Raw genomic sequence first — 18010 nt, forward strand, 5'->3', positions numbered from 1 at the left:
GGTTCTCGACGAGCATCGCCCGGATCTGCTCCTCGGTCACGCCGCGGTCGCGCAGGGCCGGGAGGACTTCGTGGTGGATGTGGAGGTAGTGCCAGTTCGGCATCACGACGGGCAGGAGGTCGTGGGGCAGCCAGTCGATGAAGCACGAGGCGTCGTGGGAGAGCACCATCCGGTCCGCGTGGCCCCGCTCGCACATGGTGGCGACGATCCCGGCCCGGTCCTCGAAGGGGACGAGGTCGATGCCGAACCGGTCCATGCCGAGGTACGAGCCGTTGGCGATCAGCTCCTCGAGGTACGCGACGTCGGTGGTGTCGCCCGAGTGCCCGATCACGACCCGCGACAGGTCGACGCCCTCCTCGGTGAAGATCGCCTGCTGCTCGAGGCCCCGCCGGGTCCCGGCGTGGGTGTGCGTCGAGATTGGCGCCCCGGTCTCCCGGTGGGCCCGGGCCACGGCCCTCAGCACCCGCTCCACCCCCGGCGTGACCCCCGGCTCGTCGGTGGCGCACTTGAGGATCCCGGCCTTCACCCCGGTGCCGGCGAGGCCGCCGGACAGACGAAGGGGCTCGCCTGCAGCGGCGTGAAGGTCGATTCCCTGCCCGCGGGGAAGGGCGGCGGGACCCCCTTCTCCGCCTCGGCGATCGAGGACCTGGAGTTCCGGGTCGTCTTCGCCCTGGCGCCGCCGGGCCAGCACGTCCTGAGGCTCCGCGTGCTGCTTCCCAAGGGAGCCCTCTACCAGGAGATCGCCGTTCCGTTCTCCCTCGACCCGAGGGCGACGGGGGCGACGGAAGCGGTCCTCGAGGGGTACCCCCGTCCGGTCCCGGTCCGGACGCTCCAGAAGACGACCGACCGCAAGGGCACCTGGTGGAGCGTCTCTGCTACGCTCCCGGTCGCAGGGACGATGGTGGTGGAGAACTCCCTCTACGGGACCTGGCAGGTGGAGGCCTATCTCGACCGGGAGAAGAGCCCCTGCACACCGCCGGTCTCCTTCGACCTGGCCCCCTGAGCGCGGAGCGATGGACGAGAAGGCGCGGGGCCGGCCGGACGGCCGGGACGGGGAGGCCGACGGGCCGGCGCGGCGGTACGACCCGCCCGCGGTCGCATGGGAGGAGCCGATCGAGGTCCGGGCGGCGCTGACGCTGGCCTGCACCAAGACCGACTTCATCTGCAGCATCGACAGCGCCGCGAGCTGAGGCAGCAGGGAGCCGCGATGCGCTGGAAGATCGACCCCCGGGTGGCCTGGCAGACGGTGGCCGGCGAGGCCGTCGTCGTGGACCTCTCCGCCGGGAGGTCGCTTGGCCTGAACGAGGCCGGCACGTTCGTCTGGTCGCGCGTCGCCGGGTCGGACGACGAGGAGATCGCGCGCGACATGGCGGCGGCGTTCGGGATCCCCCCGGACCGGGCCCTGTCCGACGTCCGGGCCTTCCTCACCGGGATGGAGGCGAGGAAGCTCGTCTCTCCCGCGCCGTGACCGGCGCCGGGCAGGCCCGGCTCAACGCCCGGGCCCTCGCCGCCGAGCAGCCCCTCATGGCGAGCCTGGAGCTGACCTACGCCTGCAACTGGCGCTGCGTCTTCTGCTACAACCCGCGCCACCACGACCGCTCGCCGTTGACGACGGGGGAGTGGGTCGCCCTCCTCGGCGACCTCCGCGAGCTGGGGATCCTGACCGTCTCCCTGACGGGCGGCGAGCCGCTCGCCCACCCCGGCTTCCTCGAGATCGCCCGCGCGGCCCGCTCGCGCGGGCTGGCCGTGCGGGTCCTGACGAACGCGAGCCTCGTCGACGACACGAGGGCGGAGGCGATCGCGGAGCTCCTCCCCGCGGCGGTCGAGGTGAGCGTCCACGGGGCCGTGCCCGCGACGCACGACGCCGCGACGGGTCGGCCCGGGTCCTTCGCGGCGATGTGGGCGGGGGTCGATCGGCTCCTCTCGCGCGGCGTCCGGGTGACGGTGAAGACGCCGGTGACGCGACTCGACGAGCGGGAGGTCCCGGGGATGATCGCCCTCGTGCGCGGCCGCGGCCTTCCGTACGTCCTCGACCTCTCGATCACGCCTCGCGACGACGGCGATCTCTCGCCGCTCGCGTTCGCGCCGACCGAGGAGGGGATGCGAGCGGTCCTCTCCCTGCCGGAGTACCCGGCGCTGCGCGCCGCGCGCGATCGGAAGCCGGGAGAGCCGGCGTGCGGCGTCGGCCGGATCGGGCTCGCCGTCGACCCGGAGGGGAACGTCTTCCCGTGCGTCCAGTGGCGGCACGTCGCCCTCGGGAACGTCCGGCGGACGCCGCTGCGCCAGATGTGGAGAGGCTCGCCGGCGCGGAGGGAAGCGGCCGAGACCGCCACGCGGGCCACGACGATGCTCCTCGCGGAGGGGGGAGCCGTCGCCGCAGCACCGTTCTGCCCGGCGCTCGCGCACCAGCTCTCGGGCGACGCCCTCACCGTCGACGGGCCGTCCGAGAGGCGTGCCCGGCTCGCCGCGGAGGCGAGGGAGCTGTACGGCTCCTGAGGCGTTCCTCCTCTGCGGCCGCCGGGTCGCGCTGGCCGGGGCGCCGCCGTCCGGGGCCGAGCTCGACTGGCTGGCGCGGCGGCGCGCCGGCGGGGACGCCCCTCCCGACCTCGTCCTGACGGTCGAGGAGGGAGCCCCGTGGAAGACGCCGTTCCGGCCGCCGGACGGACTGCCTGCCGAGATCGTCGTCGAGGGCGACCGGGTCGTGGCCTGGGACGAGGCCGCCGCCGCGTTCAAGGAATTTTATCCCGACGGCAAGGATGAGGGCTTGGTGTGCTATGACAGCCGCGGCCCCGGCGGTTATGATCTGGCCGACAAAGAACTGGCCGTCTTGCTGGCGGAACTGGCGAAGAATGACCCCCATGTGGCCGTTCTCCTGGATTGCTGCCACTCCGGTTCCGGCACGCGGAACGTCAACGCCTTTAAAGGAATGAAAGCCCGCCTCACTCACGAGGTGACAAAGGAAAGGCCGCTGGAGAGCTATGTTGACGGCTATTATGCGGAGCGGCAAAAGAAGAAAGAACGGTTGGCGATCCCGGCTAGCAAACATATTTTATTGGCAGCCTGTGAGCGCACGCAGCTTGCCCAGGAAACCGTGAACTCCAGCGGTGTGTTTACGGACACGTTGATCGAAGTTTTGAGCAAATCCGGCGGCAATATTAGTTACGCGGATTTATTTGTGCGCTGCCGCGCCGCCGTGCGCACGCGCGCCGAAGACCAAAGCCCCCAATTCGAACCCTACGAGAATTTTGATGCCTATGCCGGCTTCCTGGGCCGGGCCGCCTCCGGCGCGGCGCATCGCCATCGGGTTTATTTCGAGGTTGATAGCCAGGCTTGGAAAATCGACGCGGGCGCGGTGGCACCGGTGCCCGGAATTCCCACGGATTCAACCAAAGTTGTAAGGGTCGCGCTTTATCGCGGCGATGATGCTGCAAGTTTTGCGGGAAATGCCGCCATTGTCAAAGTCGGCCCGCAGACTAGTATTTTGGAACCCGGTTTCCAGATCGACCCCGAGGTGCAGTATCAAGCCGAAATAACCAACATGCCGGCTGCGCCGGTGTTCGTCTACCTGGAAGGTGAGGCCAAAGGCACGGAAGTGTTGAAAAAAGCATTGACACCCGAAGTGGGCGCGGCGCTGGGAGTGGAGTTGACTGACATCCCCGAAGGCACGCGCTATGCGCTTGCTGCTGAGGGCGGGAAATTCGTGCTGAAACAACGCGAAACGAATGTGAAGATTCTGGGCGTCAAAGATTATTCCGAACAATCGGCTAAAACCATTTTCTATGAGGGCCTCAAGCCGGTGGTGCAATGGGAACGGATTCTGGCGCTGCAGAATCACCATTCTGAAATGAACAAGGATGAAATCGATTTTGTTTTCACCGAAACCCCGGAGAATGGCAAACCGCATCAGTACGAACAAGATGAGATGACGCTGGATTACGTGAAATCCGGCAAGGAGTGGAAGAAAATTCGCGGCAAGATTCAAATACGCAACCGCACCAGACAGCCCCTGCATTTTCTGGTACTCTATTTTTCGTCGAAGTATGGCATCTTCAAGATCAAAAACGATCCGGTGCCGCAGGGCGAGGAGTACGTCACCGTGTGGGGCGATCAGCCGGATCATTACTTCGACCTGGATGACACGATGATCGAGGGCCAGGAATATAAAGTCAAGGAAGAAATCAACAACCTCAAACTGATCGTCAGCACCGAAAAGATTGACGATTTCTTGCTGGCGCAGAAAAATGTGAAAAATTTTGGGGAAGATCTGCCTGCCACGCGCGGCATGGGCGGCGTGGGCGAGGAAGATCAAGCAAAGATGTATCAAGACGAATGGTTTGCCAAAAAACTCTGCATCAAAGTCGTCCGCCAGCTCGATCAGGTGGGCGCAAAGGATACCGCGCTGGCCAAAGGCAAGATCGTCGTCAAGGGCCATCCTTCCGTCAAAGCCAATCTCAGCCTGAACGCGGCCACAACCGGGACGCGCGGCGCGGGCCAGGGTTTTGATTTCTACAAAGCGTTCGAGCACCGCGGGTTGCAGATGCTCAATTTTAGCGCAGGCACGCGCGGCGACAGCGAGAACATTCTGGAGTTGACCGATATTCAAAACGCCGAAGCGTTGGCACAAAATCCGCTGGAAATCGAGGTGAATGTTCCGCTCAACGCCGACGAGGGCATTCTGCCGTTCGTGTTCGACGGCCAGCATGTCATGCTCGGCGGCGATACGTTCAAAGATGAGCAGGGCAACACCCACATCAGCATCGATCACATTCCCGAAGTTCCGGACAACCGCCGCAGCGTGGGCAAGGCGCTGAAGCTGTACTTTTTCAAAACCTATCTCAAGCAGGATAACGTCAATCAATTGTGCTGGGTGGAGTTCAAGGAGGGCGGCGCAATCGTGCAGCACAAGAGCATGCTTGCCGAAAAAGTGAATGCCGCACAGAACATCGTCGTACTGATTCACGGCATCATCGGCGACTCTGAGAACATCGCCAAGAGCCTGCATGCCTCCGGCCTCGACAAAAAATTCGATCTCGTGCTGACTTACGATTACGAAAACCTCAGCACACCGATTGCCGAGACCGCGCTCGATCTCAAGAAAAAGCTCGAAGCAGCCGGCCTGGGCGCCAATGACAACAAAAAGCTCACGCTGCTGGCGCATTCGATGGGCGGCCTGGTCTCGCGCTGGTTCATCGAGCGCGAAGGCGGCAACAGCATGGTCGATCATCTCGTCATGTGCGGCACGCCCAACAACGGCTCGCCCTTCGGCAAGATCGATTCGGCGCGCAAGATTCTAAACGTGCTCACCGGCGTGGCGATGAATTATGTGCCGGCGTTGATTCCGTTCAACGGCGCGATTCTGTTTGCCTTGAATCGCTCGAAAAAAATCACGCCGACGTTGGAACAGATGAATCCCGCTTCGGAGTTCATGGCCGCGCTCAACAGCAGCGGCGACCCCGGCGTGCGCTATATCATTCTCGCCGGCAATGTGGACGCGTATGAAGAACCTTCCGACCGATTTTTTACCAAGCTGTTGGAAAAGGCCGGCAAAGGAATTGTTTTTGATGTTCTGTTTGGCAGCGGCGCGCATGACATTGCCGTGGGCGTCGAAAGCATTTTGGGCATCGAGGGCTCGCGCAACCCCATGCCGATTCGGGAGAACGTCGCGTGTCATCATTTGAATTACTTTATTTCTGAAGCCGGAAAGAATGCGCTGACAGCGGTGAAATGGTGAGATTTTTTGAACACGGATACCGCGAAATGCACGAATTCGTGTAGATTTTTAGTTTTTTTTGTTATCCTTGCTGCTTTATGATTTCCACGCGGTCCGTGCGCCAATTACCAAAGGAACTGCTTCATGAGCGAAACCAACGCCAAACCCCTCATCGTTGTGGCCTTTTCCAACGATCAGGATGCTTATCTCAACATGATCATTCGCGAGCGGAAGAGCATCTTCAAAGCCCTGCAGCAGCATCATGATCGCGGATATATCCAGGTGCACAAGGAAGAGAATACTTCGATTGAAGATATTTTTGATCTGTGCAATCGCTACAGCGACCGTATTGCAATTTTTCATTACGGCGGCCACGCCAGCGGCACGCATCTGCAATTGGAGGCCACCGGCGGCGCGGCGGAGATGGCAAATGCCGCTGGATTGGCGCAGTTGCTGGGTCAGCAAAAGGCATTGCAATTGGTTTTCCTGAACGGATGCGCCACCCAGGATCAGGTGGAGAAACTGTTTGCCGGCGGTGTCAAGGCGGTCATCGCCACTTCGGTTCCCATTAACGATGAAATGGCGACCAAGTTTGCCGAACAATTTTATCAGGCGCTCGCGAATAAAGCCAGCATCCAAAAGGCCTTCCAAACCGCCCAAGCGTTTGTCGCCACGCGTTACGGCAAGGAAAAAGAAGTCGGCGAGTTTCGCGGCATGAACTGGGCCGGTAAGGAGGAAACCCAGCCAACCGGCATGCCGTGGGGTTTGTATGTCAATGAGAACGGCAATGAGGCGCTCGCCTGGACGCTGCCGGAAGCTGCCGAGCATCAGGTGATCATCCGCGGCGCTGCGGTTTCGGCTAAAGCTGGCGCGCCCGTGAACACGGAGCTGATCGAAACGTTGTTCAATGCCGTGGCCAAGCACAGCCCCGAGGTGGGGGTTTTGTGGGAAGCCGCCAAACAAAGCAAGCGGCAAGACCTGCGCATGGTGCGCCAGCAGATCATCGACAGCTTTCCCGCGCCGGTGGGCGAGCAATTGCGCAAGCTCTTTGCCGGCAATACCATCGACGTGCAGCGCTTGCGGCAATTGGTGCTGACTTATGAAACCGTGGCCGAGCTCTTCTGCTTCGCCGTGCTGTCGCAACTCTGGGATGCGCGGCACGGCAATCCGGCCTTGACGTTCAGCGATGCGCATTTGGCGGAACTCAACAGTTTTTTTGCGCTCAACGCCGAAAGCCAGCCGACGTTCGACTATGTCAAGCTGATTGCCGCCGTGGGGAACATTCTTCACGAAAATAAGGTGGCGCCGTTTGTGGAAGAATTCTCTGATCTCAACGCTGTGCTGCAATTCGAGGAGTTTGACCACGCCTATCGTTTCATGGAAGAAATGCGAGCCGAGCTGCTGCGCGGTAAAGTGGCGGCCGAAGAGATCGAGAGTTTTTGTTGGCAGGCAGAAAAGCATTTGGGTGCCATCATGTCCGCCCTGGCTTTTCTGGTCAAGTATAAGCTCACGGCCATCAAGAGGATTGATATCATCAAACCCCGTCACAAAAATCCTGCCTACCGCCACAGTCAGGTCGTGCTGGACCGGGTGACCGCTGGAATCATGGACAGCGAGGAAGTCTATCCCGCCTTCACCGACAGCGAATCGGTGATTCTTTTGAAAACCGTTGAAGATGTCAAAGAATACCTGAGCCTGTCGCCTTTTATTATCGACGAAAACGCCTTCACCGGCGACCAAAATTCCAAGCTGTTTTTCTATTCCCACCATAATGCGGCAGATGACAGCTTCCATTTCAGATTTGTCGACAATGCCGAGGATGAGTTGATTGTCTCGGAGGAACGCTATCCTCAAATCAAAAAGCAATTTGAAGAATTTCGACAGGCCATGTCGAACAAATAAGATGATTCAGTTTATTAAATCCCAACAATCGCATAAGCAGTCTATTTCGACCTAAATTATTTTTCGAGCCGCCATGACATCTCCCTTCAAATTTCTCGATGCCTACGATCGCCAAGACAAAGAAATCTTCTTCGGCCGCACGGAGGAGATCGAGCAGCTTTACAAACTCATTTTTCAAACGAATCTGGTGCTGGTTTACGGCCAGTCGGGCACGGGCAAGACCAGTTTGATTCAATGCGGCCTGGCCAATCGTTTCAAGCCCACCGATTGGTTCGAAGTGTTTGTCCGGCGCAAAGACAACATCAACATCTCGCTCCATCGCGAAATTCGACGGCGCGCTGAAACCCCAATTACAGATGAGACTGCTGTTCCCGCGGCCATTCAATCGTTGTATCTCGATCATCTCCGTCCGATCTATTTGATCTTCGACCAATTCGAGGAAATCTTCATCCTCGGTTCCCCCGAGGAACAACAGACATTCATCCGCACCATTGCCGCGCTACTCAAATCCGACCTCGCCTGCAAGATTATCATTGTCATGCGCGAAGAGTACATCGCGATGTTGTACAACTTCGAAAAGGCGGTGCCCTCGCTGTTCAACAAACGCTTCCGCGTGGAACCGATGAATCTACAAAATGTGCAGCAGGTGATCACCGGGACCACCGCTGCTTTTGGCCTGCAGTTTGAAGCGGGCGAGGCGACGGTGCAACAGATTATCGACAACTTGAGCGACGGTCGCGCCGGCGTGCAGCTTTCCTACCTGCAGGTCTACCTTGACAAGCTCTATCGCAAGGCCGCCGCCGAGCAGAATGGCGGCGTGGGAGGCAGCCAAACACCCATCGTCTTCACCGAACGATTGGTGCGGCAAACCGGCGCCCTGGGCGATGTGATGGTTGATTTTCTGGAGGAACAGACCCGTGCCATTCAAAGAGAACTTGCCGCAAAATTCCGGCAAACACCCCCGGAAGCGGTGCAACTCATTCTCGAAGAATTCACCACCCTGGAAGGAACCAAGCAGCCGGTGTTGCGTGCAGAGCTCTCCACCAAGCTGCAAATGACGGATCCTGTCATTGACGCTGGTTTGGCGGCGTTGGAGCGCAGCCGAATTCTGCGAAATCTCGAGGGCGTGTATGAGCTTTCCCACGATACGCTTGCCGGGCGCATTAACGAGAGGCGCAGCCTCGAGCGGAAAAACTTGTTGAAAGTTCAAAAGCTCATTAACGATCGTTTCGCGGCTTTCGACCAGACGCATACGCTGTTGAATAAGGAAGAAATCAATTATATCGATCCCTATCTCGATAAATTGAAACTGAGCCGGGAGACGGCCGCTTTTGTCGAAAAAAGCAAATCAGCATCCAAACGCAAGCAACGGCGGGTGCTGGCCGGGACGGCTGCAATTGGCGCCGTCTTTCTCATTTTGGCGATTGTGGCTTTTATTCAAAAGCGGAATGTGCAGAATCTCAAATACTACGACGACAATTTCAGCCGTGCCAAACAATTCGAAGAAAAAGCCGGCCGCGCGTTGCAGGACCTGGAGCCCCGCGAGTTGCAGAAATCGTGGCTGTACACGCTCGCGGCGCTTGGCCAGGACAATCAAAAAAGCCTGCCGCTTTCTCAGGAAAGACTCATCCGGCAGGGAATTGCTGCCGGAATCTATCAACAGCTTTGGTGCTCGCCGGGTACTTTGAACGAAATCCGGCAGACTGAATTCAGCCCGGAGGGCAAGCTCCTCGCCATTGCCTCCGATGACGGAACCATCCGCTTCTGCGACATGGTGACCGGCGCCGAACTGAATTCTCTGCGCGGCCATACTGCCGGCATTGCCGCCATTGATTTTTGTAATAACGGCAGATGGCTTGCCTCGGCCTCACAAGATACCATCAAATTGTGGGAGCTTGCGGCGGATACTCTCGTGCAAGCATGGAATGCGCAGCAGGCTGATATTCGCAGCGTGGCATTCGGCCCCGATGACCGAATGCTGGCCTCTTCTGCGCGCAACGGCAGCATCCGGTTGTGGAATCTTGCAACTCCGGGCTTCCTGCGCGCATCCTTGAGCAGATTTTTCCCATTCATCAGGCCGGTTGCCATTTTCGACACCCTGCGTGTTATTCGCAGCACCGGCGGTGCGGTGGAGACGCTGGCCTTCAGCCCCAATGGTAAACTGCTCGCCGCAGGATCCCAAGATGGCGCCGTTCGTTTGTGGGAAGTGAAGACTGGCAGGATCATCGGCACTTTGTCGGGACATCAACGCGCGGTTTCTTCGGTGGCGTTTAGTCCGGATGGAAAGGTTTTGGCATCCGGCGCAAAGGACACGATGATTCATCTCTGGGATGTGCAGCAGCAGTCACCCAAGCACACGTTAGCCGGACACAGGGGCGAGGTGCTAAAGATTGCCTTTAGCCCGGATGGCAGGCTCTTGGCTTCGGCTTCGCAAGATTCCACTATTGGAATTTGGGATATCGATTCTGGAACAGCAAAGCATCGTCTGCATGACCATGACGGTGCGGTACGAACTCTCGCCTTCAATCCAGATGACAGCAAAGGCGTGCTTTTGTTGTCCGGCTCCAGCGACCGCAGCATTCGGTTGTGGGATGCCAACACCGGCAAAGAACTTGGCGCAAATGCCGGGCATTGGGACAAGGTTAACTGCGTGGCCATCAGTCCGAATGATTCATTGTTGGCCTCCGGTTCGCACGATGGATCAGTGTTGCTGTGGAATCGTTTTACCGGTGAGCAGCTGCATCGATTGCCGGGCCACAGAGGTGCGGTCTTGAGCCTCGCCTTTAGTCACGATGGAATGCTTCTGATCTCCGGCGGCGAGGATAAGACCGTGCGGATATGGGAAGTGCAACAGAGGACGCTGGCGGATTCGCTAACCGGACACACCGGCGCAGTAAAATGTGTTGCCATCGATCACAGCGCAGCTTTTATCGCCTCGGGTTCGGCAGACAGAACTGTTCGCCTCTGGCAAAGAAACACTGAAGTGACCGGTCATGCCGAATTCCAGGCCAGCGACAATGCTCCGGCAAAGCTTGGCAGCAGCGTTCAAACTGTCGCCTTTCATCCCAGAAACAATCTGATGGTCTCCGGCGACAGCCTGGGCATGATAACCTTCTGGGACCTCGAATCTCAGCAAAGAATAACGAGCTGGATTGCTCACGACAAAGCCGTCAATTCTTTGGCCTTCGACCGTGCGGGAACCCGTCTGGCAACTGCTTCCAGTGACGATCAGATTCGAATTTGGAAAAAGTCATTGCTCGATTTCACGAAATCGTCGCCCGGGCCGTGGAAATTCCTGCCCACCGGCACCGTGAGCTATAAGTTGACCAAGCGTTCTTTTGAGAAATTGACCATCAAAGTTCCAGACGAGATTCTGAGTGCATTACGCAGCATGGAAGATGACTGGTTTACCGGAGAAGTCGCTTTCTTGGAGAGCATAAAACGCAAAATTGGTGAAGTGCCAACAAATCGCTATCAAGCTGCGCTGATGGAAGATGCCGTAAAAAAAGAAACGCGAAAATTGCTCGTCTATGGACCGGGCATCAGAACTCCCAAGGAATTGGACCTCAACTTGATGCTGGAGTTGAGCGGCCATGAAGATGACGTGCTCAGTGTGGCCTTCAATCATAGTGGCGACTTTTTGGCCTCCGGCTCCGGCGATAAAACCGTTCGGATTTGGGATATCCAAGCCGCCAGCGAATTGGTTTCGTTTGACGGACATCACGACAAGGTTCTCAGCGTTGCCTTCAATCATGATTCCACTCGGACAGTGCTGGCCTCGGCCTCGTGGGATAAGAGCATTCGTCTTTGGAATGTCCAAGAAAGCGCCAACCAAAATGTCCTCCTGAGCAATGAGTCGGCCGTGAGCGGCTTGTCGTTTAGCCCGTCCGGCCGGTACTTGGTTTCTACTGCAGAAGATCACCGCCTGCGCCGCTGGGAAATGTTCGACGGCTTCGCCGGTGGACTTGTCCGCAGAGTCGGAGGTGCCGCAGCCCTGTTGAGTCTGGCGTTTACTCCGAATGATTCACTCCTGTCCTTCGGTGCGGAAGATGATTTCATTAGATTGTGGGATATGAAATCGGGCAGAATCTCAGAGCTTACCGGGCATCACGGAGACGGTTTGAGTCTGGCCATCAGCCGCGATGGAAGATACCTGGCTTCGGGATCGAGCGACGGCAAGATTCGCCTGTGGAATTTGCAGGCGCGCGCGCCCAAGCCATTCAGCGTGGTCGCCCACAATGACAAGATCCGTAGTGTTGCCTTTGGCCCGGAGAGCAATCTCCTGGCTTCCGCGGGCAGCGACAAGCTCGTTCACATATGGCTGCTCAAGGAAGGCGAGTTGGAACTTTTAAAAACCTATGACGGCCACAAAAACGGCGTGTGGAGCATAGCCTTCAGCCCGGAGGGCAACACGCTGGCGACTGCTTCGTGGGACAACTCCGTGCACCTTTGGAACTTCAGAACCGGCCACGCAAAGCGGCTCATCGGACATCGTGGCCCCGTGCTGACCGTGGCTTTCAATTCCGATGGCACACGCCTGGCTTCCGGCTCTTGGGACCAGACGGTACGATTATGGGAAGTGCAATCCGGCCGTGAGCTTGATGTTATTCGCATGCACACAGCGCCGGTGACCAGTGTTGCTTTTGATCCCGCCGGGAAAATCCTGGCCTCCGGCGCGAAAGACCAGACCATCCGCCTGCGAAATCTTGGCTATCTAAGCTCCTTTGAATTCGGCAGGAGAGACGCCGTGGAAAAGTTGCTGAGCGAAGTTGTTGGCGATACCAGCGTTCATCTTCACGATCTCGATTATTTGACCTCTGCGAAGTTCACGCAGCACAATGCAGAATATTTGCCGTTCCACAACATTTTCGAAGTCTATGCTTATCTGTTCGGTTATCGTCTTGAGGGAGAGGCGGGATTGGTCGAAGAGCCGCCGAAGTTCTATCTGAAAGCGACGGGCGACAAAATTCTTGCCCCACACAAGTTTGAGAAATTGCGCCGGCCGCGTTCCCCCAATCAAGGCGTATTGGAGTGGGTGTATGTGCGAATACCAAGACGATAATTTTCTTTCTCGTTGACGCAGGTTACCAGAAAAAGGAAACACCATGATCACCGACGATTCATTGAAACAAATCATGCCCAAGCTTTCGGATGCCAAGCGCACGGCATTTCTGCCCTCGCTGCAAAGCGCGCTAAACGAGTTCGGCGTGAACACACCCAAGCGCGAAGCCGCGTTTTTGGCGCAAATCGCCCACGAGTCCGGCGAATTGAACATCTTCGTAGAGAATCTCAACTACGGCGCCAAGGGCTTGATGGCCACCTGGCCCAAACGCTTCGATGCCGCAAAAGCACAGCAGTATGAGCGCAACCCGCAAAAGATCGCGAGCTATGTTTATGCCAACCGCATTGGCAACGGCGATGAAGCGAGCGGCGACGGCTGGCGCTTTCGCGGCCGCGGCCCGATTCAAATTACCGGACGCGAGAACTATCAGAAATACGGCAGCCGCCTTAACGTCGATCTCATCAACGATCCTGACAAAGCCGCGACGCCGGAAGTGGGATTTCGCATTGCCGGTTTGTATTGGCGCGAGAACGGCCTGAACGAGCTAGCCGACGGCGGAATGTTCGAAACCATCACCAAGCGGATCAATGGCGGATTGAAGGGCCTGGAGGATCGCGTGAAATACTACACCCGCGCCAAACAAGTGCTGGGTGTGCCGGTAACCCGCAGCATGGGGATTCCGGAATCTGAACGCAATATTCAATTGCCGCCGCTGTTCACGCGCGGAGTCGAAGCTCTTGAGGAGGAGATGCCGGTTGAGCAAAGCAAACCGCGAACACGCGGGGCTGCGCTCACGCCCCCAGAGCCGGCAAAGAAGAGAACTGCCGGGAAAAAAGCCAGTCCGAAGAAGGCTGCAAAGAAGAAAGTTGTAAAGAAGAAGGCTGGTAAGAAGAAGGCTGGTAAAAAGAAAGTCAGCAAGAAGAAAGCTGAGAAAAAGAAGGTCAGTAAGAAAACCAGCAGCAAAACCCGGAAACCGGCAAAAGCAAAGGGCAAGCGCAAATCTGCATCACGCCGCAAATAATCAATGCCAGCGATTTTATCTGACAAACCCGTCATCTTCCTCGCCTTTGCGCAAGATCGCGTCGAAGGCGGCGCGTACTTGCGCAATTTGCCCACCGAGCTGGACGGCATTCGCAAGGCGCTGCAGAAAGCGCGGCAGGCCGGGCTGTGTGAAATCGTCGAGCGCTCAAACACGACGGTGGAAAACATACTCGATGTGTTTCAGGAATATCAGGATCGCATTGCCATTTTTCACTACGGCGGCCATGCCGACAGCTACGAGCTTTTGCTCGAATCACTGAGCGGCGAGCACGCCATCGCGCGCAGCGAAGGCCTGGTTTCGTTTCTCGCCCGGCAAAAAGGCCTGCAACTGGTTTTCTTGAACGGCTGCAGCTCGCGACAACAGGCGCTGGATTTGACCGAAGCAGGTGTTCCGGCGGTGATCGGAACGTCGCAGAAAATCAATGATGCCGTGGCAACCAATCTCTCCGGGCGATTTTACCGGGGATTGGCTGCCGGCCTCGCGATCGAACGCGCCTGGGCAGAAGCGATCGATCAGATCAACATCGAGACAGACACGGCGAATTTCCGCGGGATGCACGGCGAGGGCATTGCGGAGGAAGAAGCCGAGACCCGCTTGCCGTGGGAGATTTACTATCGCGAAGGCGCAGAGATTGTCAAGAATTGGAACCTGCCGGCGGCTGCCAATCAGCCGCTGTTTGGTTTGCCGCTGCCGGAAAGTTATTATCGCCGGCTGCCGGCCGCGCCCTTCATCTGGCTGAAAGATTTCAAGCAAGAGGATGCGGCGATCTTTTTCGGGCGCGGCGAAGAGATTCGAAAGCTGCATACACAAATCACTGCCGGTAGTCAACCAATTCTTCTTTTTTACGGCAAAGCCGGCGTGGGCAAATCCTCCTTGCTGCAGGCCGGGCTGATGCCGCGCCTCGAAAGTGATTACACGATCAAATACGTGCGCTGCCTTCCCGGCAAAAGTTTGGCTGACACACTAACGCAGGCTCTGCAGGACACAGGCGATGAATGCGGATTGCCGCCGCTGCAATCCCGCGGGCAAGAGGAACTTCGTCTCAAGCTCTCAGATCTGCAAAAAGCCATGAGCGAAAGCTCGGGATTCGCCCGGCAAGTGTTGGAAAAAGCGCGGCAGCAGCTTGCGGCGTTGACCGCAGAAACAGTGACGATTGCCGAGTATTGGCTTCGAATTGAACAGAAAACCAATCGGCCGCTGTTGCTCGTGCTTGATGAGGTGGAGAACAATCTGACGCATCCTGAGCGAGGCGAGGCCGTTCCCGCTGAGGCACTGCCAGGCTTTTTGAATATCGTGCAGCAGATTTTTACACAAACAGAAAAGCACCCCAAGGGAAAACTCCTGCTCAGTTGCCGCGAAGAATCTCACGGCCCGCTGCGCGAAACTCTGCAAGTTCAGTCGCTGCCCTTTGCAGAAATGTTTCTTGCGCCGCTGAGTTGGGAAGGAATCGTCGAAGCCGTGGAAGGCGTTACCCGGCATCCTGCCACGCAAACGCAGTTTCATTTGGAGATTGATAGAAACAAAAGCGTCAATCTGCCTGAGATCATTGCCGGCGATCTTTTGGAAAGCGAGGAATCGCCGCTGGCGCCGATGCTGCAAATTGTGTTGACCGGGTTATGGCGGGCCGCGATCAAGGAAAACGCCAAAGCGCCGCGCTTGAGCGTGCGGCAGTATCAAGAACTTAAGCAAGCTGGCGGCCTGGTCGGCGAATTTTTCAAACAACAGATCGAGCAGCTTAATATTTGGCAGAGCCGTGTGGTGGAGTCCGGGTTGGTGTTGGATTTGCTTTACCGGCATACCACGCCCTCCGGCAATGCGGTGAGTCTCAGCACCGAGCAACTGCAAAAAATTTATCATGGCCGGCAGCATTTGCTTGATCAACTTCTGGACAAATGCCGCGATCTTTACCTGCTCACGGATGTTCCGCCGCGCGGCACCGGTTTGGCGCATGCGCTGCTCGCGCCGATCGTGATCAAAGAATACAGCAACTCCGTCAAGCCCGGGCAGCAAGCCGCGCGCATTTTAAACAGCAGAATCGAGGAATTTCGCGCCAATGCAAAAGACATTTGGCTGAATGACGCTGATCTGGAAATGGCTGAAAAGGGCAGGGAGGGGATGCGGCAATTTGATGCCGATGAAGAACGCCTGCTGCAAATCAGCCGTGAGCGCAAGGCGCAACGCGAGCGCGAACGCAAGCGCAATCGGGTCATCCGCAATGTTTTGGCCGTGTGCATTCTTCTGTTTGCCGTGCTGGCGGGCTGGCAGTGGCAGGTGTCGGAGCGCAATTACAAACGCTCCAAGGCGAATCAACTGGCGTTTGCTGCGAAAGATCTCTTCAAGACTGACAATACCAAAGCGCTGCGGGTTGCTGAGGCGGCATATGCGATTTTGGGCGCGAATTCACCAGCCACCGTCACTCGCACATTGAGCGAGATTTTTCATTCGCAAGAACTCTGGCCGTTTTATGAGGCAAGCTATTCCCACGACAAGCATGTCACCTCCGCGGCCATCGCTCCGGATGGCCGGCGCATTCTCACCGCCTCGGAGGACGGTTTCGCCAAGCTGTGGGATGAACACGGAAATTTGCTGCAGGCCTTTGATCACGAGGGCTATGAAGTCGAATCCGCGGCGTTCTCTCCGAACGGCAAACAAGTCATGACCCTGGCCAACGGCATGGTGAAGCTGTGGGAAATGAATGGCAAGCTGGTTGATAGCGATACGCTGCCTGCCGGCCACGCGGCTGATCTCTCCGATTTTTCAACCGACGGCATGCGCATTCTAAAAACGTTTGCCGGCAGCGAGGATGAGAAGTTTCGCGCGCTCATCCAACGCCTTAAACAAGAGGAGGAAACGTATCAGGTCATCCCTGCCGCCAACCAGCAGCGTGTGGCGACTATTTCATCTTATGGAATTGCCATGCTGCTCGATGGTGAAGGCAACATACTGCGGAGTATCGATAGCAGCGTTGTCGCCGCTGCCATTTCACCTGACGGCAAGCGTTTGTTGACTGTCACGGTCGACAGTCTCAGCACCATCAAGTTTTGGGATGAGCAGGGAAATTTTCTCGGCGATTTCAAATACCGCGGCGAAGTGAACCACGCGGTTTTCTCACCCGATGGCGCGCAGATTCTCACGGCGGCCAACGATCACACGGCAAAGCTTTGGGATCTTTCGCAGAAGTTTGTGCATCGTCTGCCGCAGCACGGTTTGGGCGTTACCGCAGCCGGCTTCTCTCCTGACCGCAAGCATATCGTCACGGCCTCGCATGATGGCTTTGCCCGGCTTTGGGATGAACGCGGCGTGCTGCTTGACAGCCTCGCGCATGGTGATGTCGTGAACGCGGCGGCCTTTTCTCCTGATGGAAAACGAATTCTCACGGCCTCACGAGATGGCAATGCGCGATTGTGGCTGTTTGAAGAGGCGCGCGTGCTAAATTTGCCGCATCGCGGGGAAGTGCAATCTGCAATTTTTTCGCCGGATGAGGGCAGCCGCATTCTCACGGCTGCGCGCGACAGCACCGCGAGATTGTGGACGGCAGGCGGCTCTCCGCTATATGCGCTTCAGCATCCTGGTGAAGTGATGGCGGTTGCCTTTTCCCCGAGTGGCCGCCAAATCCTGACGGTTTCTTCGGACAGCGCGGTGACTTTGTGGAACGCCAGCGGCGATTCGATCAAAGTCTTCAAGCACCATGATGAAGTTTACGCGGCCGCTTTTTCTCCGGACGGGAATCAGATACTCACGGCCTGCGCCGACAGCGTTGCCCGGTTGTGGCAAGCAGAGAAGCCTTTTGCGGCGCAATCTTTCAAGCATGGTGAGAACGTGCGGATGGTTGCGTTCTCTCCGGCTTCGGGAAAACGTTTGCTGGTGACCGCGGGAAATACCGTCAAGTTGTGGAATGAGCAGGGAAATTTGCTCGAAAGTCTTGCGCACAAATATGGTGTCAAGGCAGTGGCATTTTCATCAGATGGTCAGCAGGTTCTCACGGCTTCCATCGATGCCAGCGCCAAGCTCTGGAATATGCGCGGTGAGCTGCTGGCCAATTACGGCAAACATACGCTGCCCGTGAATTCGGCGAATTTTTCCTTCAACGGCAAATACATTATTACTGCCTCGGATGACGGCTATGCCATTCTCTGGTGGACGTCCAGAACGATTTTTGAATGGTTAAAAACTGCGCCGGTTTACCGGCTGACGCGGGAGGAGGAAGAACGGTATGAAATCATCAGATGAGTCAATTGGCATCGCCCAGAAAAAAGAAATCCCACAGAAAGCTTGGATTGCGTGTCTGTGGGAT

General features: G+C 57.5%; 7 protein-coding genes and 1 pseudogene. 7 read left to right on the plus strand and 1 reads right to left on the minus strand.

Annotated features, from left to right (window positions below):
* Positions 1–1162 (minus strand): hypothetical protein (locus FBQ85_01435; protein MDL1873827.1); only part of this gene is annotated, 1162 nt, incomplete at its 3' end.
* On the opposite strand from FBQ85_01435, the gene FBQ85_01440 reads away from it, so the two are divergent.
* From FBQ85_01440 to FBQ85_01470, 7 genes and pseudogenes are all read left to right on the plus strand, one after another.
* Positions 1100–1468 (plus strand): PqqD family protein, encoded by a 369-nt coding sequence (locus tag FBQ85_01440; GenBank protein MDL1873828.1) that lies wholly within the window; start codon positions 1100–1102, stop codon positions 1466–1468. The genes FBQ85_01435 and FBQ85_01440 overlap by 63 nt on opposite strands.
* 56 nt (positions 1469–1524) lie before the next feature.
* Positions 1525–2496 carry a radical SAM protein gene (locus tag FBQ85_01445; protein ID MDL1873829.1) on the plus strand — a complete coding sequence of 324 codons (972 nt, stop codon included), beginning with the start codon at positions 1525–1527 and terminating at the stop codon, positions 2494–2496.
* A complete protein-coding gene (locus FBQ85_01450; GenBank protein ID MDL1873830.1) occupies positions 2453–5731 on the plus strand; it encodes an alpha/beta fold hydrolase in 3279 nt (1092 codons plus the stop codon). The genes FBQ85_01445 and FBQ85_01450 overlap by 44 nt, the downstream gene beginning before the upstream one ends.
* Before the next feature lie 123 nt (positions 5732–5854).
* Positions 5855–7612, plus strand: a complete 1758-nt coding sequence (locus tag FBQ85_01455; GenBank protein ID MDL1873831.1) for a CHAT domain-containing protein — start codon at positions 5855–5857, stop codon at positions 7610–7612.
* A 73-nt stretch (positions 7613–7685) separates the two neighbouring features.
* Positions 7686–12674: a hypothetical protein gene (locus tag FBQ85_01460; protein ID MDL1873832.1), complete on the plus strand. Its 4989-nt coding sequence runs from the start codon at positions 7686–7688 to the stop codon at positions 12672–12674.
* A gap of 43 nt (positions 12675–12717) precedes the next feature.
* Positions 12718–13323 (plus strand): annotated as a pseudogene (locus FBQ85_01465) (glycoside hydrolase family 19 protein).
* Between the two features lie 375 nt (positions 13324–13698).
* Entirely contained in the window at positions 13699–17946 is a 4248-nt protein-coding gene (locus FBQ85_01470; GenBank protein MDL1873833.1) for a CHAT domain-containing protein, read from the plus strand.
* Positions 17947–18010 lie beyond the last annotated feature (64 nt).

The organism is Cytophagia bacterium CHB2 (genome assembly GCA_030263535.1).
In the GTDB taxonomy this organism is placed as follows: Bacteria; Zhuqueibacterota; Zhuqueibacteria; order Zhuqueibacterales; family Zhuqueibacteraceae; genus Coneutiohabitans.